The organism is Micromonospora sp. WMMC273 (genome assembly GCF_027460285.1).
Classification (GTDB): domain Bacteria; phylum Actinomycetota; class Actinomycetes; order Mycobacteriales; family Micromonosporaceae; genus Micromonospora; species Micromonospora aurantiaca.
On the sequence record NZ_JAPZBE010000001.1, the window covers coordinates 1,625,403 to 1,641,666 of the forward strand.

Genomic DNA, 16,264 nt, shown 5'->3' on the forward strand with positions numbered 1-16,264 from the left:
CCGGCTCGCGCTTCTAGCGGGCCGCGCGCGGCCCCGGGACCGCCCAGTCGGGTTCCAGTTGCCGGCGGGCGGCGGAGAGGAACGCCTCGGCGTAGGCGTCGGCGGGGAAGTCGCCCAGGTAGCGGGTACGCGCCGCCCAGCGCTGTGCCGCCTTCGGGTCGGCGTCCAGCAGGTCGGTGAGCACCTCGTCCACGTTTGACATGTCGCGCCGCAGCACGTAGCCGGACGCCGCGAGCGGGAACCGCTCGACGAAGTGCTCGCCGTCGGCGCCGGTGTCGGTGACCGCGTACGGCTTGCCGGAGTAGAGCCAGTCGGAGATGACCCCGGAGACGTCGGAGACCAGCGCGTCGGCGCGGTTGACGCACTCGGTGAGCGTCAGCTCGCGGCTCGCGGCGGCGCCGAACAGGTGCGGCCGGCCGGTCTTCGCACGGTCGGCGGCGAGCAGTTCGGTGAGCCGGGCGAGCTGGCGGGCCGAGGCCGGGTTCTTGCCGGTGTACGGGTGGGCGCGCAGGATCACCACGGCACCCCTGTCGATCAGCCGGCGGATCAGCGTCTCGGCCACCGGCAGCGAGCAGTAGTTGGCGTCGGCGTGGTGCCCGGTCCAGGTGGGCGTGTAGAGGACCGTCGGGTGCGTCGGCGGGGTGACCGGCTCGCGGCGTACCTCGATGGCCTCGACCTGGGGACGGCCGACCACGACGAACTTGTCGGCGGGGATCTCCACGCCGGCGCGGGCGTACCTGTCGATCGCGGCCTGACCGGCCACGAAGATCTTGTCGAAGATGGCCGAGACCGGGTTGGCGCTGGGGGCCTTGTCGCTGTCGCCGTGGTGCAGCTGCACGTGGGTGAGCCGGCTGAACCGGATCAGGTGGGCGTTCTTCGCGCCGTGGTTGACGTAGAAGGCGACCCGCAGGCTGGGCACCAGCGCCTCGTCCAGCGCCTTCAGCGTGGGGCAGAGGACGACCGGGGCGCGGGTGGCGGCGGCCACCGCGGGCAGGAGCTCCGGTTCGCGCAGCACCACCATGAACGGGCGGCCGATCCGTTCCAGGTACGGCAGCCACATGGTGACCTGGTACTCCGAGCCGGGCGGAGCGGAGAAGTGCAGCACGAACTCGGGCTGGTGGCGGCGCAGCGCCCGGCCGACCGGTCCACCTCCGGCGGGCGGCCGGAACCGGCGCCGGGCGAGGTCCAGCGCGACCGCCCCGCATCCGGCGCCGACCAGCAGTGCGGCGACCAGCGCGGTCCACGCGGGCAGCGTCAGGGCGGCGGCGAGCGCCACCACGGCGAGCAGCACCAGCAGCGCGTCGCCCAGCCGGGCGGCGACCATCGGTGTCCACGTGCGGACCGGGAGGTTCGCCGCGCGGATCTCCAGCGCGCCGGCCTGCCGCAGCGGCCCGACCAGCAGCACCAGCCCGAGCAGCACCAGCGCGGTGGCCGTGAGCGCCGGGTCGAAGCCGTCGTCGAGGCGACGGGCGTAGCCGACCAGGATGCCGGCGGCCACGAGCACCGTCTCGGCGAGCCCGTCGGCGGACGGCCGGACCCGGCGCTCCCAGGCGGTGGCGGCCAGCGCCGCGACCGCCAGGGCCAGGCCCCAGCCGGTGGCGCCGGTGAGCGCCACGACGAGGAAGGCCAGCACCGCCAGCCCGGTGGTCAGCACCCGGGCGAGCAGCTTGCGGACCAGGTCACCACGCATCTGGTACGTCCCGTCGGGTTCAGGCGTCGGCGGACAGCTCGGACCGGTGCGGGCCCGGCTGGGCCGGTACGGCGGCCACCTGCTCGCCGGGGGACCGGCGCACGTCGACCACCTGGCCGGTCAGGTCGGAGATCAGCACGTCCAGGGACGCCTGCGCGACCGCCTCGGAGGAGAGCAGCGTGTGCTCCGGCTCCTCGCCGAACGCCCGCGTCCGCATCGGAGTGGCGGTGCGCTCCGGGTTGACGCAGTTGACGCGTACCCCGAACTCGGCCCACTCGTCGGCGAGCGCCTGGGTCAGGTTGACCAGCGCGGCCTTGGTGGCCGAGTAGAGCGCGTAGCGGGCCCGGCCCCTGGTGTACGAGCTGGACGTGTAGAGCAGCAGCTGGCCCTTGGTCTGCTGCAGGTACGGCAGGGACTGGCGCGCGATGGTGACCGGGCCGACGAAGTTGACGTGCAGGAGACGGTCCATCGTCTCGGTGTCCATCTCGGCCAGAGCGCCCTTCTCGAGGATGCCGGCGGTGACCACCACGTGGTCGATCCGGCCGGTGGCCTCGAAGGCGGTCTTCAGCGCGGCGGCCACGTCCTCGGCGCGCTCGACGTGCGTGCCGGTGGTGGAGCGGCTGAACGGGAAGACCTGTGCACCGTAGGAGCGGGCCAGTTCGGCCAGGTCGTGGCCGATGCCGTAGCTGCCGCCGAAGACCACGATGGTCCGGCCGGTCAGCTCCTCGGCGTAGCTGCGGTGGTCGGTCAGCCGGGGCGCCTGCGCGGCGGCGAGCTGGAACAGCTTGTCGGCCAGGTGCACGTCGACCGGGTGGGTGACCTTGATGTTCTCGTCCGAGCCGTCGATCACCTTGATCGGCGTGCCGGGCAGGTAGCGCAGCACCACGCCGCAGTCGTCGGTGGCGGCGAAGTCGGGGTCGCCCTCGGCGTGCCGGTACGCCTCACGGATGGTGCCGGAGCGGAACGCCTGCGGGGTCTGGCCGCGGCGCAGCCGGGAGCGCACCGGGATGTCGGTGATGCAGTCGTCCGCGTCGACCTGGATGATCGTGTCGGCGGACGGGATGGCCACGTCGACGGCCGAGTAGGTCCAGAGCGCGTTCACGCACTCACGCACGATCCGGGCGCTGACCAGCGGGCGGACCGCGTCGTGGAAGAGGATGTTGACGTCGCCCTCGCCGACCGCGTCGAGCGCGATCCGGGTGGTGTCGTTGCGGGTCTCACCGCCCTCGATCACCTTGGTGACCTTGCGGAAGCCGGCGTCGGCGACGATGCGCCGCGCGTCGTCGACGTGACCGGTGGCCATCAGCACGATGATCTCGTCGATCTCCGGCGCGGCCTCGAAGACGGCCAGCGTGTGCTCGATGATCGGCTTACCGGCGATCTTGAGCAGCTGCTTGGGGATGCCCAGCCCGAGGCGCGTACCGGTCCCCCCGGCGAGGATCACGGCCACCGTACGCGCGGGGCGCCAGGGTGCCGGGCTCGCCGGCGCGGCGTCCGGTGCGGTGGTGTGGTCCTGCGTCATTGCCGTACCTCACTCTGGGTGAAAGGGGATGGGTCCGAAAACCTTAACGCGTACGCGGGAGCGCACCGCTCCGGGCGGAACCCGGTGCGGTGCGCTCCGAGGCGCTACTTCTGGTTCTCGTACGCGTCGCAGACCTCCTTGGTGGGGCCGTCCATCTTCAGGACGCCGCTCTCCAGCCAGATGGTCCGCTCACAGGTGTCCCGGATCGAGCCGATCGAGTGGCTGACCAGGAAGACGGTGCCGGCGCTGTCGCGCAGTTCGCGGACCCGCTGCTCGCTGCGGACCCGGAACTTGCGGTCGCCGGTGGCCAGCGCCTCGTCGATGAGCAGCACGTCGTGCTTCTTCGCCGAGGAGATCGCGAAGCGCAGCCGCGCGCCCATGCCGGAGGAGTAGGTGCGCATCGGCAGCGAGGCGAAGTCGCCGCGCTCGTTGATCCCGGAGAACTCGATGATCTCCGGGGCGATCTTCTTGACCTCGTCCGGGTGCATGCCCATGGCGAGGCAGCCGAGCACCACGTTGCGCTCACCGGACAGGTCGTTGAGCAGCGCGGCGTTGACGCCGAGCAGCGACGGCTGGCCCTGGGTGTAGACGGCGCCGCGGGCCGGCGGGAGCAGCCCGGCGATGGCCCGCAGCAGCGTGGACTTGCCGGAGCCGTTGCTGCCGATCAGGCCGATCGCCTCACCCTCGTACGCGGTGAAGCTCACGCCCTTGACCGCGTGCACCTCGCGGATGTTCGGCGCCTTGGTACGGGAGACGATCCGCTTGAGCGCGGAGACCGGTGTGGTGCCGCCGGTCGCGCCCTTGTGGATCCGGTAGATGACGTGCACGTCGTCCACCACCACTGTGGGGACGCGGCCCGAGTCGGTCACCGGGCCGGCGTTCAACGGCAGGGTCTGCTCAGCCACGGCCGTACTCCTTCTCTCCGCGCCAGAAGTAGACGAACCCGCCGACGCCCATCACGATCGCCCAGAACACCCCGAGCGCCCAGAGCTTCGCCGGGGAGCTCACCAGGTGCGCCTGGTGCGAGTCGAGCAGCGCGTAGCGGGCCAGCTCGATGAAGACCAGCGGCGGGTTCCACTCCAGGATGTTCGCCGCCCACGGCGGCAGGTGCTCGCGGATGAGCGTCACCGGGTAGAGCACGCCGGAGGCGTACAGCCAGGTGCGCATCACGAACGGCATGACCTGCTTGAGGTCGGTGGCCTTGGAACCGAGGCGGGCCATGACCATGCTCAGCCCGACGTTGAAGATCGTCTGGAGCAGCAGCATCGGGACGATCAGGATCCAGCGGAAGGTGAGCGGCTCGCCGGTGACGAGCACGATGCCGGCCAGCACCACCATCGACATGAGCAGCTGCTGGAGCTGCACCAGCGTGACGGTGATCGGCAGCGCCGCCCGGGGGAACTGGAGCGCCCGGATCAGGCCCAGGTTGCCGGTGATCGCGCTGACGCCGTTCGAGGCCGCGGTCTGCGTGAAGATGAAGATGAAGACGCCGGTGCACAGGTACGCGATGAAGTTCGGCACGTTCCGGTGCTGGCCCAGGATGACGCCGAAGATCAGGAAGTAGACGGCCGCGTTGGTGAGCGGTGTCAGCACCTGCCAGAGCTGGCCGAGCTGGGTGTTGCTCAGCGAGGAGGCGACCTTCGCCCGGGAGTACGCGGTCATGAAGTGCCGGTACGCCCACAACCGGCGGGCGTACTCACCCAGGGCGGGTCGTTCCCCGGCCACCCGTAGCCCGTACCGCTGGGCCAGTTGGGCCCGGGTCAGTCCGGATTCGGGGTCGGCCACCGCGGTGTTGGCCATGTTCAGGCGCTCCGATCTTTCGTGCTGATGGGGAGCAGTGCGGTGAATGAGATCCAGCGTGGCCGGGCGGGGAGGAGCCGCCTCGCTGCTGCATGGAAGGTAGTCCACCGAACGTCGGGACGCAACCGTACCGTCGTTGCGCTACATTGTTCCACGTGACGACCGAGAAGAGGCGTGCTCCGGCCGGCGCGGCGGTGCTGCGCGGGGAGATCACCAGTGCCATCCGCGCCGCCGTGATGCAGGAGTTGGCCGAGGTCGGCTACGGTCGCCTCTCCATCGAGGCGGTGGCCCGCCGGGCCGGTGTGAGCAAGACCGCCATCTACCGCCGCTGGCGTTCCAAGCTCGATCTGGTGCTGGACATGGTCTCGGCGGTGGCGGGCCGGAACATCCCGCTGCTGGACACCGGCAGCCTCCTCGGTGACCTGGAGATCCTGCTGCACGTGATGGCGCGTGCACTACGTCACCGGCTGGCCGCGCAGATCATCCCGGACCTGCTGGCCGAGGCGGCCCGCAACCCGCAGATCGCGGAGAAGTTGCAGGCCGCCCTGGACGACTACCAGCAGGCGGTGGGCCGGATCCTGATCGGCCGCGCGGTCGAGCGCGGCGAGCTGTCCCCGGCCACCGACAGGCGGGCCGCCGTCGATCTGATCGTCGGTCCGGTCTACTGGCGGATGGCGATCTCCCGGGCCCCGCTGGAGCCCGCCGAGGTGCCCCGGATGGCGGCCGCGATCGTCGCCGCCCTGCGGGTAGCATGCGTGGAGCCTGTGCGCGACGAGGTGGAAGTGTGAGCCCCGGGCCGCCCCCGGAGGTCCGTCGCCGATCATGAACAGAAGGTCACAACCGGTCGGACAATCAGTGCGAACGGCTGGTTTTCCCGACAGAGCGGTACCATCCCCCGAAATGTCTCCCATGAACCACGCGTCGACAGGAGGAAGCCCCATGGCCGGGCCGCATCCAGAGTTCATTCCCCCCGCACGGCCGATCATCGGCGAAGCCGAGATCGAGGCGGCCGTCCGGGTGCTTCGGAGCGGCCGGGTCGTGCAGGGCCCCGAGGTCGCGGCATTCGAGGAGGAGTTCGGCGATCTGGTCGCCGGCCGGCACTGCGTCGCCGTCAACTCCGGCACCTCCGCGCTCCAGCTGACGCTGATGGCGCTCGGCTTCGGCCCGGGCGACGAGATCGTCGTCCCCTCGTTCTCCTTCGCCGCCAGCGGCAACGCGGTCCGGCTGGTCGGCGCCGAGCCGGTCTTCGTGGACATCGAGCCGGGCAGCTTCTGCGTCGACCCGGAGGCGGTCGCCGCGGCGATCACGCCGAAGACCGTCGCGATCATGCCGGTGCACCTCTACGGCCACCCGGCCGCGATGGACCGGATCATGGAGATCGCGCAGCAGCACGGCCTCGCCGTGGTCGAGGACGCCGCGCAGGCGCACGGCGCCGAGCTGAACGGCACCCCGGTCGGCGCCTTCGGCACCGCCGGCTGCTTCAGCTTCTACCCGACGAAGAACATGCACTCCCTCGAGGGCGGCATGATCACCACCGCCGACGCGGACCTCGCCCGCACCCTGCGGCTGCTGCGCAACCAGGGCATGGAGCAGCGGTACGCCAACGAGATCGTCGGTGCCAACATGCGGATGACCGACGTGGCTGCCGCCATCGGCCGGGTGCAGCTCACCCAGCTCGCCGAGTGGACCGAGCAGCGCCGCGCCAACGCCAAGTTCCTCGACTCGGCGATCACCGGCATGGTCACCCCGCCGGTCGCCGACGGCGCCAAGCACGTCTACCACCAGTACACGGTGCGGGTGCGGGGCGACCGGGACGCCGCCCAGGCCCGCCTCACCGAGCTGGGCATCGGCAACGCGGTCTACTACCCGACCCCGATCCACCGGCTCAAGCCGTACCTCGTGGACGGCAAGCCGGGCGCGTGGGACCTGCCGGAGACCGAGCGGGCCGCCGCCGAGGTGGTCTCGCTGCCGGTGCACCCGTCGCTGAGCCAGGCCGAGCTGGAGCGGATCGCCGAGGGCGCGAACCTGGCCGGCGGTGCCCGATGAGCGACGGCGGACGGAAGCTGCGGGCCGGCCTGATCGGCCTCGGCGCGATGGGGCGCAACCACGCCCGCGTGCTGTCCAACCTGGACGGCGTCGAGCTGGTCGGCGTGGTCGACCCGGCCGGCGACGTGACCGGCACGCTGCGCGCCCCGGTCGTACCCGAGCTGAGCGACCTGCTCGCCCTCGGCGTCGACTACGCGGTGGTGGCCTGCCCGACGGCGCTGCACGAGCCGATCGGCATGGAGCTGGCCGCCAACGGCGTCTGCGCGCTCATCGAGAAGCCGCTGGCCCAGTCCGTCGACGCGGCCACCCGGCTGGTCGAGGCGTTCGAGAACGCCGGCCTGGTCGCGGGCGTCGGCCACATCGAGCGCTACAACCCGGCGCTGCAGAGCCTGCGGACCCGTCTGGAGGCGGGCGAGCTGGGCGAGGTGTTCCAGGTCGTGACCCGGCGCCAGGGCCCGTTCCCGCACCGGATCGCCGACGTCGGCGTGGTGATGGACCTGGCCACCCACGACATCGACCTGACCGCCTGGGTGACCGGCCGGCAGTACGCCTCGGTCGCGGCCCGCACCGTCTCGCGCAGCGGCCGGCTGCACGAGGACATGGTCGCCGTGGTCGGCCAGCTCTCCGACGGCACGATGGTCAACCACCTGGTGAACTGGCTCAGCCCGCTCAAGGAGCGGTCCACAGTGGTCACCGGTGACAAGGGCTGCTTCGTGGCCGACACGCTCACCGCCGACCTGACGTTCTACGCCAACGCCGCCATCGACACCGAGTGGGAGGCGCTGCGCGCGTTCCGCGGCGTGGCCGAGGGCGACATGGTCCGCTACGCGATCCCGAAGCGCGAGCCGCTGCTGGTCGAGCACGAGCGCTTCCGGGACGCGGTGGAGGGCAAGCAGAGCGACATCGTCACGCTGCGGCAGGGTCTGCGTACCGTACAGGTCGCGGCCGCCCTGCTGGAGTCGTCCGCCGACGGCAAGGTCGTGTCCGTGGCGGCCAGCGGCAGCGACGCGGAGCCGGCACTGCGATGAGCCCGGCGCCGGTGCGGCGGACGGTCTCCGCGGTGCGGCGGCGGATTCCCCGGCGGTGGCGCATCGCGCTCCGCCGGGCCGCCGCCGGCACGCGCCCCTGGGAGACTCCTTCGGTACGCGAACTGTGTGAACTTCCCGCCGGCACGCCGCTGCTGGTGCATGCCGGCGGGATCACCGGCGACCGGGCACTGGACGGCGTGCTGCGCGCCCTGGCCCGGTTGCCCGAGTTCCACCTGGCGCTGGTCTGCGACCCGGCGGAGCAGGCGGCCGTCCAGGATTTGGTCCGCCGGGCCGGCAAGGCCCGACGCCGGGTCCACCCGGTGCCGCGCCCGCGCACGATGACGGCCGCGTTCCTCGCCTCGGGGGACGTGGCCGTGTTCGGGTTCGCGCCGGACGCCGGTCTCGGGCTGCTCGACACCTGCCTCGCCGCCGGCCTGCGGATCGTCGCCGCCGACAACCGGGTGGTCCGTGAGCACCTGGCCCGCCACCGGACCGGCGACTTCTACGCGCCCGGCTCGGTGCCCTCCTTCGCCAAGGCGGTGGAACGGGCCTGGCAGCGGGGCGACGACGACACGCCGGAGCCGCCGGAGCCGGCGGTCGCGCCGGTCGAGGCCGGCACTCCGGGCCGGTGGCGGGCGCTCGGCGCCGGGCCGGTCCGGCTGGGTCTGGGCACGGCGAACTACGCCGGGCAGCTCTCCGCCCTCGCGGTGGCGATCAGCGCCGCGCGGGCGGACGTCGGCATCGAGCTGGTCGTCGCCAAGCCACCGGCCACCTACCGCTACCCGGCCGACCGGTATCTGCACTTCCCCGGCGAGCACCGGCTCGACGTGCAGGTGCAGCAGGCCGCGCGGGTGCTCGGCTTCTACACGCACCTGATCGTGGACGCGTTCCGTCCGGTGCTCGGCCGGCTCAACGGCGACGACATCGCCGCGGACCTGCCCGCGCTGCGCCGGGCCCGGCTCAAGGTCGCGCTGCTGGCGCACGGCAGTGAGATCCGCCACCCCGGCGCGCACCTGGAGCGGCACGCCGAGTCCGCGTTCCGGGACGCGCCGGAGGAGCTGCGCGAGCGGCTCACCGTGGTGGCCGAGCAGAACCGGCGTACGGCCGAGGAGAGCGGCCTGCCGTTCTTCGTGACCACGCCGGACCTGCTGGACGACGTGCCGTTCGCCACCTGGGCGCCGCTGATCGTGGACGTGGACGCCTGGGCCTGCGACCGCCCGGTGCTGGAACGCACCCGGCCGGTGGTGCTGCACGCCCCGTCCAACCGCTGGACCAAGGGCACCGACCGGCTGCTGCCCCGGTTGCAGGAGCTGCACGATCGACGGATCATCGAACTGCGCCTGGTGGAGGGTCTGCCGCACAGCGAGATGCGCCGCCTGGTGCAGGACTGCGACATCGTGGTCGACCAGTTGGTGATGGGCAGCTACGGCACCTTCTCCTGTGAGGGGATGGCAGCCGGCAAGGTCGTGGTGGCGTACGTGAGTGAAGGACCGCACCGGGCCGCCGGGGTCCAGCCGCCGATCGCCAACGCCACACCCGGCACGCTCGTCAAGACGATCGAGTCGCTGCTCGACGACAGGCCCGCCGCGGTCGCCCTGGCCGCGGAGGGCGCGCGTTACGTCCGTGACCACCACGACGGCCGGCGGACCGCCGAGGCATTCGACGCCTTCCTCCGGTGACCCGCCGACCGCCCGTGCACCGCCCCGCCAACGAGGAGAAGCACCCGATGCAAGCTGTCCCGAGTAGCGATGCCCGACCGACCCGGGGACGGGTGGTGATGCTGGTCGACAACGGAGTCCACGGCGACTCCCGGGTGCAGAAGGCCGCCCGCTCCGCCGCCGAGGCCGGCTGGGAGGTGATCCTGGTCGGCATCCTCAAGGGCGCGGCGACCGAGGACACCTGGCGCATCGGCGACGCCGAGGTCCGCCTGATCCGGATGCCCCGGCGGCTGACCCACCCGGTCGCGTACCGCCGCGCGCTGCTGCGCCGCCCGCTGGCGTACAAGCCGGGGCCGGACGCCAAGCGGCGGCTGAACACGCTGCGGGCCCGCCGGGACGACCTGACGTTCCGTCTCTCCGAGATCAAGGTGAACCGGGCGGCGGGCGGGCCCCGCCTCGCCGAGCTGGCCGGCAAGGCCCGGCTGGCCGCGCCGTACTTCCTCAACAAGACGATGTTCCGTTGGGTCAAGTTCCGCTCGGCGCAGCTGCGGCGGCTCCAGGAGAGCCAGCAGAACCCGGACTCGCGGCTCGACCGCGCCGCGCTGCGGTTCTGGCAGCGGGTGCACGGTGACCGGGCCTGGCGCCGGCTGGACCCGGAACTGTGGGACTTCGAGCTGGCCTTCGCCTCGGTCGTGGACGAGCTGCGGCCGGATCTGATCCACGCGCACGACTTCCGGATGCTCGGCGTCGGCGCGCGGGCGGTCATGCGGGCCCGGGCCGGCGGACGCGACGTCAAGCTGCTCTGGGACGCGCACGAGTTCGTCCCCGGCATCATCGGCCGGCCGGCCAACCTGCGCTGGCTGCCCGCCCAGATCGCCTACGTGCGGGAGCACGCGCCGTACGCCGACGCGGTCATCACCGTCTCGTCCACCCTGGCCGACCTGCTGCGGGAGAGCCACGACCTGCCCGAGCAGCCGGCCGTGGTGCTGAACGCGCCGCCGCGGTCGCTCACGCCGGAACAGCGGGCCACGCCGGTACCGGACATCCGGGCGATGTGCGGCATCGACGCCGGCACGCCGCTGCTCGTCTACTGCGGCGGCATCAACCCCTCGCGCGGCGTGGACATCATGATCCGTGGGCTCACCGAGATGCCCGAGGCGCACGTCGCGCTGGTCTCGGTGCACCCCAACGGCAAGGCCCCGATCATGTACGAGCTGGAGGAGCTGGCCGCCGAACTGGGCGTGGCCGACCGGGTGCACCTGCTGCCGTACGTGCCGCACTGGCAGGTGTCCGCGTTCGTCGCCCCGGCCGACCTGGGCGTCATCCCGATCCACCACAAGCCGAACCACGAGATCGCGCTGATCACCAAGTTCTTCGAGTACGCCCACGGCGGCCTGCCGATGGTGGTCAGCGACGTGCGGACGATGGCCGAGGCGACCCGGGCCACCGGGCACGGCGAGGTCTTCCGGGCCGAGGACCTGGACGACTACGTCCGGGCGGTGCGTACCGTGCTGGCCGATCCGCAGCGCTACCGGGCCGCGTACGACCGGCCGGGTGTGCTGGAGCAGTGGACCTGGGAGGCGCAGGCCCGGGTGATGGACGAGGTCTACACCCGGCTGCTGCCGAACCACCCCGGCCCGATGCGGCCGGCGGCGGCGGACACCGCCGTCACGGCGGTGCCGAACCAGCGGACGGCGGTGCCGGTGCGCTGACCGGCGGAGAACGACAGCGGGGCCCGGCCGACCGGCCGGGCCCCGCACTCGTTGCGCCTGCTCAGTCGCCCAGCAGCAGCCGGTCGTAGTCGGCCTGGGTGACGGCCCAGTCCCAGGTCTTCAGCACGTGCTCCGAGGCGGCCCGGCCGGCGTCCGCCCACGCCTGCTCGGTCGCGGTGACGGCCAGGATCCGCTCCGCCGCCTCCGCCGGGGTGTCCGCCATCCAGTCGGCGGGGAAGAGGGTACGGGCACCGTGCGGCTTGCCGGCGAAGAACGGCCAGTCCCGCACCACCGGCACAGCGCCGCTCGCCACGCCCTCCACCAGACCGCAGTGGAAGCTCTCCCGCACCGAGGTGCTGAGGATGACGCCGACCTCCTGGAGCGCACCCGGCACGTCGTCGGTCTGCCCGTAGCGCCGGACCGCGCCCAGCGGCTCCAGCTCGGCCAGGTCCTTGGCGAGCAGCCGGCCGTAGTCCTTCGCCGGCTTGCTGGTCCGGTTGTTGAAGTTGCTGCCGATGAGCGTCAGGTTGTACCGCTCGTCGTGCTCCCGCAGCTTCCGCAGCACGTCGATCGCCCACCGCGGGTCCTTCGCCACCGAGCTGAACCCGACCAGCCCCAGCGTGAACCGGGCGTCGGCCGGCTTGGCCCGGGGGTAGCGCTGCAGGTCCATCGCGTTGTCGACCACCCACAGCCGGGGGGCGTGTTCGCCGGTGAGCTGCGGCAGCACCGCGGTGGACAGGTCCCGCAGGTGCTCGGAGACGAAGACGACGTCGTCGACCCGGGAGAAGTCCACCAGGTGCGGCCAGAAGTTGAACGCCTCGAAGCTGTGCAGCCGGACGATGATCCTGGCCGTCCCCGGGTCGTGCAGCGTGAAGAGCGCGGCGGTGGCCTGGCACCAGTCGACGAACACGGTGTCGGCCCAGTCCAGGTGCGGCCGAAGCCACTCCTCGATCTTGGCCCCGTACGTCGACTCGGCGCCGAGCAGGTGCTCCATCACGGTGCTGCCGCTGAGCGCCAGCGGACGGGTCACCGGGTCCTCGTACAGGTCCAGGAAACGGACCTCCACGTTCGGCATGCCCCGGTAGCGCTCCAGGATCTCCTGGAGGAAGTTGTCGTTGATCAGCGTGGTGACCAGCAGCCGCAGCGGCCGGTCGGTGGGCGCCGGGGCGGCCGGGGCGAGCCGGCCCCGCGGCTCGGACAGCTTCCGCGCCGCCGCGCTCTCCCGGAACGGCGCCAGGAAGGCGCCCGGGTCGTCGCTCATCGGCGAGGAAAGCCGGTCGAAGTGCAGCACCCGGTTGGACGCCAGGCTCCACGCCCGCGACACCGCAGCGGCGGCCTTCTTCGGGTCCTTCGCCAGCCGGGCGTCGGCAAGCGCGAGCTGGGCGCGGATCGCGTCGTGCAGCCCGGACGGGACGTGCCCGAGGGCCAGCTCGCCCTGCGCGGCCTTGGTGAGCACGTCCGCCCGGGTGGCGGCGCTGTTGATCCGGCTGACCGCGGCCGCGGCGGTCCGGGCCGCGACCGCCGGGCGGCCCGCCTTGACCGCGCTGTCGTGCAGCCGTACCGCGAGCTTGCTGCGCAGCCGGTCCGGTACGCGGGGCGCGGCCACCGCGCGGGACCAGAACCAGGCGCCGGCCGGGTTGCTCATGATCCGCTGGCCGGTCGCCTTCTGGACGGTGGTGCGCACGGTCTCCACCGCCGCCCGCTTGGCGCCCCGGGTGCCGATGCCGGCGGCCGCCGCGACCTGCCGCTCCAGCCGCTTGCCGACCGGCTCGGTACGCGGCGCGTCGAGCGCCCGCTGCGCCGGCACGAGCCCGAAGTGTGCGCCGGCCCGGGTGTTGCGCTGGGCCATCTCCCACACCGTGTAGACCGACCGAGGGTCCAGCGCCACCAGCAGGTCGGCGGAGCGGAAACGCTGCCGCAGCCAGGCATGGCGCTGCGCGTGCAGCCAGATCTTGCGGTTGGCCTGCGCCCGGCCGAGCGCCCGCCGCAGCCGGGCGTCGCGCTTCTCGGCGGGTACGACGAACGACCGCACCTCGGCCAGCGCCGGGTCGACCGGGAGTTCCGCGCTGTCGAAGAAGCACGCCACCGTGACGCGGGCGCCACGGCTGCGGAAACGTTCCAGCGCCTCGATCAGCACGGCCGGCTGCTTCGGTGCGGCGGCGGCCACGATGAGCACTGTGGTCACAGTCGGGCATCTCCCGTCGAGGAGGTAGTGGCCGGGGTGGCCGCGCCGGCGCCGGTGGGCCGGACGAGTTCGGTGAGGCGGCGGACCGCCGGGGCGAGCACAGCGGGCCGCGCGAAACGGCGGGCCAGGTCCCGGGCGGCGGCCCGGTCCGCGTCGGTCGCCTTCAGGGCCAGCCGGCCGGCCTCCACGAAGGAGCCGGCGAGGCGGTGCGGGTCGAGCCCGACCGCCCCGGTCCACAGCGGATGGCCGGCGAGCACGTTGCTGGCGTCGTGGTCGACGTCGTGGGCGGAGAGCACGGGCAGGCCGCTGGCCATGAACTCGTACACCTTGCCGGAGGTGACGAACCGTCCACCGACGAGCATCAGCACCAGCGCGTCCCAGGAGCCGTACGTGGCCGCCAGCTCCGCCTTCGGCACCGGGCCGCCGAAGCTGACCCCGTCGACGGCGGCCTCCTTGAGCAGGTCCATGTGCCGGTTGGCCTCACGCGACGCGCCCGCGCCGATGTGCCCGCGCACCTCGAACCGGGAGCGGGCCAGCAGCGGGTCGTCGCGCCGGGCGATGCGCCAGGCGTCCAGTACCGACTCCAGGAACGCCGGGCTGAAGTTGACCGAGCCCAGGTAGCCGAAGGTCAGCCCGGCTGCCGGGTCCGGCGAGCGGCCGGAGATGTCCGGCAGGCTGTCCTCGTCGTAGCCGTTGCGCACCACGTGCACCCGGTCGGCCAGGTGCGGGTAGCGCTCCCGGTAGAAGCCGGCGATCGGGTCGTTGACGCACCACACCGCGAGCGCGTTCTCCAGCACCGTGGACTCCCACCGGCCGGAGACCGAGTCGCGGGTGAACGCCTCGCCGCCGCCGATCACGTCGAGCGACCAGCCGTCGCGGAAGTCGACCGCGTACGGGACCTTGTGCTCCTCCCACAGCTTCCGGGTGGCCGCCAGGTTCACGTACGGAGCGCAGGAGGCGAGCAGCAGGTCGGCCGGGTGCTCGCGGTGCAGCCGCAGCACCGCCTTCTCCAGCTCGTACCGCCAGCCGCCGAACACCGGCTCCGGGAACGCCTGCTGCTCGCGCTTGCGAAGCCGCTTGATCCAGCCCGCCGGGTCCAGCGACCGCTCCTCGGAGAACGCCCTGATGTCGGTCTCCAGGTCCTCCCGGATCAGCGGCAGCTCGACCACCCGCACCCGCGGGTCGACCTTCTCCGACAGCGTGTGGTCCAGGCCGTACTCCCGCTCCCACGCCTGCTGGCAGATCGTGATGACGGTGATGTCCCAGCCCTGGGCGACGAACTGGTTCGCCGTCTCGCGCAGCCGGTACGCGCTGCTCTTCGCCGCGGGCGGGAAGCCGATCGCGAGGTAGATGGCGTGCGGCCGCTTCCCGCCCCGCGAGCGGGGGAGCGGGACGGTGTGGTTGGTCATCGCTGATAACCGATCGTGAGGAGGGAGCGCGTCGTCATGCCAGGTGCCGCCGCAGCGTCTCGGCGACCCGCCGGGCCGCCCGGCCGTCACCGTACGGGGTGCCGCGCGGCGCCTCCGGGGCGGGACGCGTCGCGGTGGCCGCCCAGCCGGCGCCCAGCTCGCGCGGATCCGGTACCAGCACGTTCCAGCCGTCGGCGAGCGTCTCGACCCACTCCGTCTCGGTGCGCAGCGTGGTGCACGGCCGGTCCAGCAGGTACGCCTCCTTCTGGAGGCCGCCCGAGTCGGTGACCACGCCGGCGGAGCCGACCACGGCGGCCACCATCGCGGCGTACGGCAGCGGCCGGCCGGCGTGCAGCGCGCCCCGGGTCAGCTTCAGCCCGTGCTCGTCGGCGCGGGCGACCAGCCGCGGGTGGGCCAGCAGCGCGACCGGCACGGGCAGGTCGGCGAGCGCGTCGAGCAGCGCGGCGAGCCGCTTCGGGTCGTCGGTGTTCTCCGCGCGGTGCAGGGTGGCGAGCAGGTACGGCGCGTCCGGGTCGATGCCGTCGGGCAGCGCCGGGCGGGGCTGCCCGCCCCGCGCCACGTCGTCGCGGACCCGCAGGCAGACGTCCACCATCACGTCGCCGACCAGTTCGGTACGGGCGGCCAGGCCCTCCGTGGCGAGGTGCCGGACGGCCTCCTCGGTGGGGGCGAGCAGCAGATCGGCGGCGTGGTCGGTGAGCACCCGGTTGTGCTCCTCCGGCATCCGCCGGTTGAACGACCGCAGCCCGGCCTCCAGGTGCGCCACCCGCAGGTGCTGCTTGACCGCCGACAGCGTGCCGGCCAGCGTCGAGTTGGTGTCGCCGTACACCAGCACCCAGTCCGGCGCCTCGGCGGCGAGCACCGGATCCAGGGCGGCCAGGGTGTTGCCGGTCTGCACGCCGTGGCTGCCGGAGCCGATCCCCAGGTGCACGTCCGGGTCGGGGATGCCGAGGCCGGAGAAGAAGACGTCGGACAGGTCGGCGTCGTAGTGCTGGCCGGTGTGCACGATCACGTGCTCGCACCCGTCCTCGGCGAACGCCGCCGCGATGGGCGCCAGCTTCACCAACTGCGGTCGGGCGCCGACGATGCTGACGACCTTCACACGTGACTCCTCGTGATCTGCGACGGATTCTCGGGGCGGACCGGCCGCCGCCCGAGACGGGAGGCCGTGGACCCCGGCCGGGTGGCCGGGCCGG

General features: G+C 72.8%; 12 protein-coding genes. 5 read left to right on the forward strand and 7 right to left on the reverse strand.

Translation table 11 applies throughout. The features are described from left to right. Positions 1-13 precede the first annotated feature (13 nt). The 4 genes from O7611_RS07810 to O7611_RS07825 all read right to left on the reverse strand — a co-directional run bounded on the left by O7611_RS07810 (position 14) and on the right by O7611_RS07825 (position 5,012). Positions 14-1,690, reverse strand: a complete 1,677-nt coding sequence (locus tag O7611_RS07810; protein WP_269696491.1) for a CDP-glycerol glycerophosphotransferase family protein — start codon at positions 1,688-1,690, stop codon at positions 14-16. A 19-nt stretch (positions 1,691-1,709) separates the two neighbouring features. After that, complete coding sequence (locus O7611_RS07815) at positions 1,710-3,212, reverse strand: bifunctional cytidylyltransferase/SDR family oxidoreductase (protein WP_194800886.1); 1,503 nt, start codon at positions 3,210-3,212, stop codon at positions 1,710-1,712. Between the two features lie 104 nt (positions 3,213-3,316). Then, positions 3,317-4,117, reverse strand: coding sequence for an ABC transporter ATP-binding protein (locus O7611_RS07820; protein WP_135239213.1), 801 nt, complete (start codon positions 4,115-4,117; stop codon positions 3,317-3,319). Next, a complete protein-coding gene (locus O7611_RS07825) occupies positions 4,110-5,012 on the reverse strand; it encodes an ABC transporter permease (RefSeq protein ID WP_194800887.1) in 903 nt (300 codons plus the stop codon). The genes O7611_RS07820 and O7611_RS07825 overlap by 8 nt, the downstream gene beginning before the upstream one ends. A gap of 155 nt (positions 5,013-5,167) precedes the next feature. Between O7611_RS07825 and O7611_RS07830 the strand changes: the two genes are divergently transcribed. From O7611_RS07830 to O7611_RS07850, 5 genes are all read left to right on the forward strand, one after another. Further along, complete coding sequence (locus O7611_RS07830; protein WP_135239215.1) at positions 5,168-5,800, forward strand: TetR/AcrR family transcriptional regulator; 633 nt, start codon at positions 5,168-5,170, stop codon at positions 5,798-5,800. Positions 5,801-5,951: 151 nt separating this feature from the next. After that, a complete protein-coding gene (locus tag O7611_RS07835; protein WP_194800888.1) occupies positions 5,952-7,058 on the forward strand; it encodes a DegT/DnrJ/EryC1/StrS family aminotransferase in 1,107 nt (368 codons plus the stop codon). After that, positions 7,055-8,086 carry a Gfo/Idh/MocA family protein gene (locus O7611_RS07840; protein ID WP_194800889.1) on the forward strand — a complete coding sequence of 344 codons (1,032 nt, stop codon included), beginning with the start codon at positions 7,055-7,057 and terminating at the stop codon, positions 8,084-8,086. The genes O7611_RS07835 and O7611_RS07840 overlap by 4 nt, the downstream gene beginning before the upstream one ends. Next, a complete protein-coding gene (locus O7611_RS07845; RefSeq protein WP_194800890.1) occupies positions 8,083-9,765 on the forward strand; it encodes a glycosyl transferase family 1 in 1,683 nt (560 codons plus the stop codon). The genes O7611_RS07840 and O7611_RS07845 overlap by 4 nt, the downstream gene beginning before the upstream one ends. A gap of 98 nt (positions 9,766-9,863) precedes the next feature. Further along, positions 9,864-11,456, forward strand: coding sequence for a glycosyltransferase (locus tag O7611_RS07850; protein WP_269696492.1), 1,593 nt, complete (start codon positions 9,864-9,866; stop codon positions 11,454-11,456). Positions 11,457-11,517: 61 nt separating this feature from the next. Here O7611_RS07850 and O7611_RS07855 read toward each other — a convergent pair whose 3' ends face one another. From O7611_RS07855 to wecB, 3 genes are read right to left on the reverse strand one after another with little or no spacing between them, the layout of a single operon-like run. Next, on the reverse strand, positions 11,518-13,641 hold the full coding sequence (locus O7611_RS07855) for a hypothetical protein (protein ID WP_194800892.1): 2,124 nt from the start codon (positions 13,639-13,641) through the stop codon (positions 11,518-11,520). Beyond that, positions 13,638-15,050, reverse strand: a complete 1,413-nt coding sequence (locus tag O7611_RS07860; RefSeq protein WP_194800893.1) for a glycosyl transferase — start codon at positions 15,048-15,050, stop codon at positions 13,638-13,640. Before O7611_RS07860 ends, O7611_RS07855 begins: the two co-directional genes overlap by 4 nt. A 34-nt stretch (positions 15,051-15,084) precedes the next feature. After that, on the reverse strand, positions 15,085-16,170 hold the full coding sequence (wecB, locus tag O7611_RS07865; protein ID WP_194800894.1) for a non-hydrolyzing UDP-N-acetylglucosamine 2-epimerase: 1,086 nt from the start codon (positions 16,168-16,170) through the stop codon (positions 15,085-15,087). Positions 16,171-16,264: the final 94 nt, after the last annotated feature.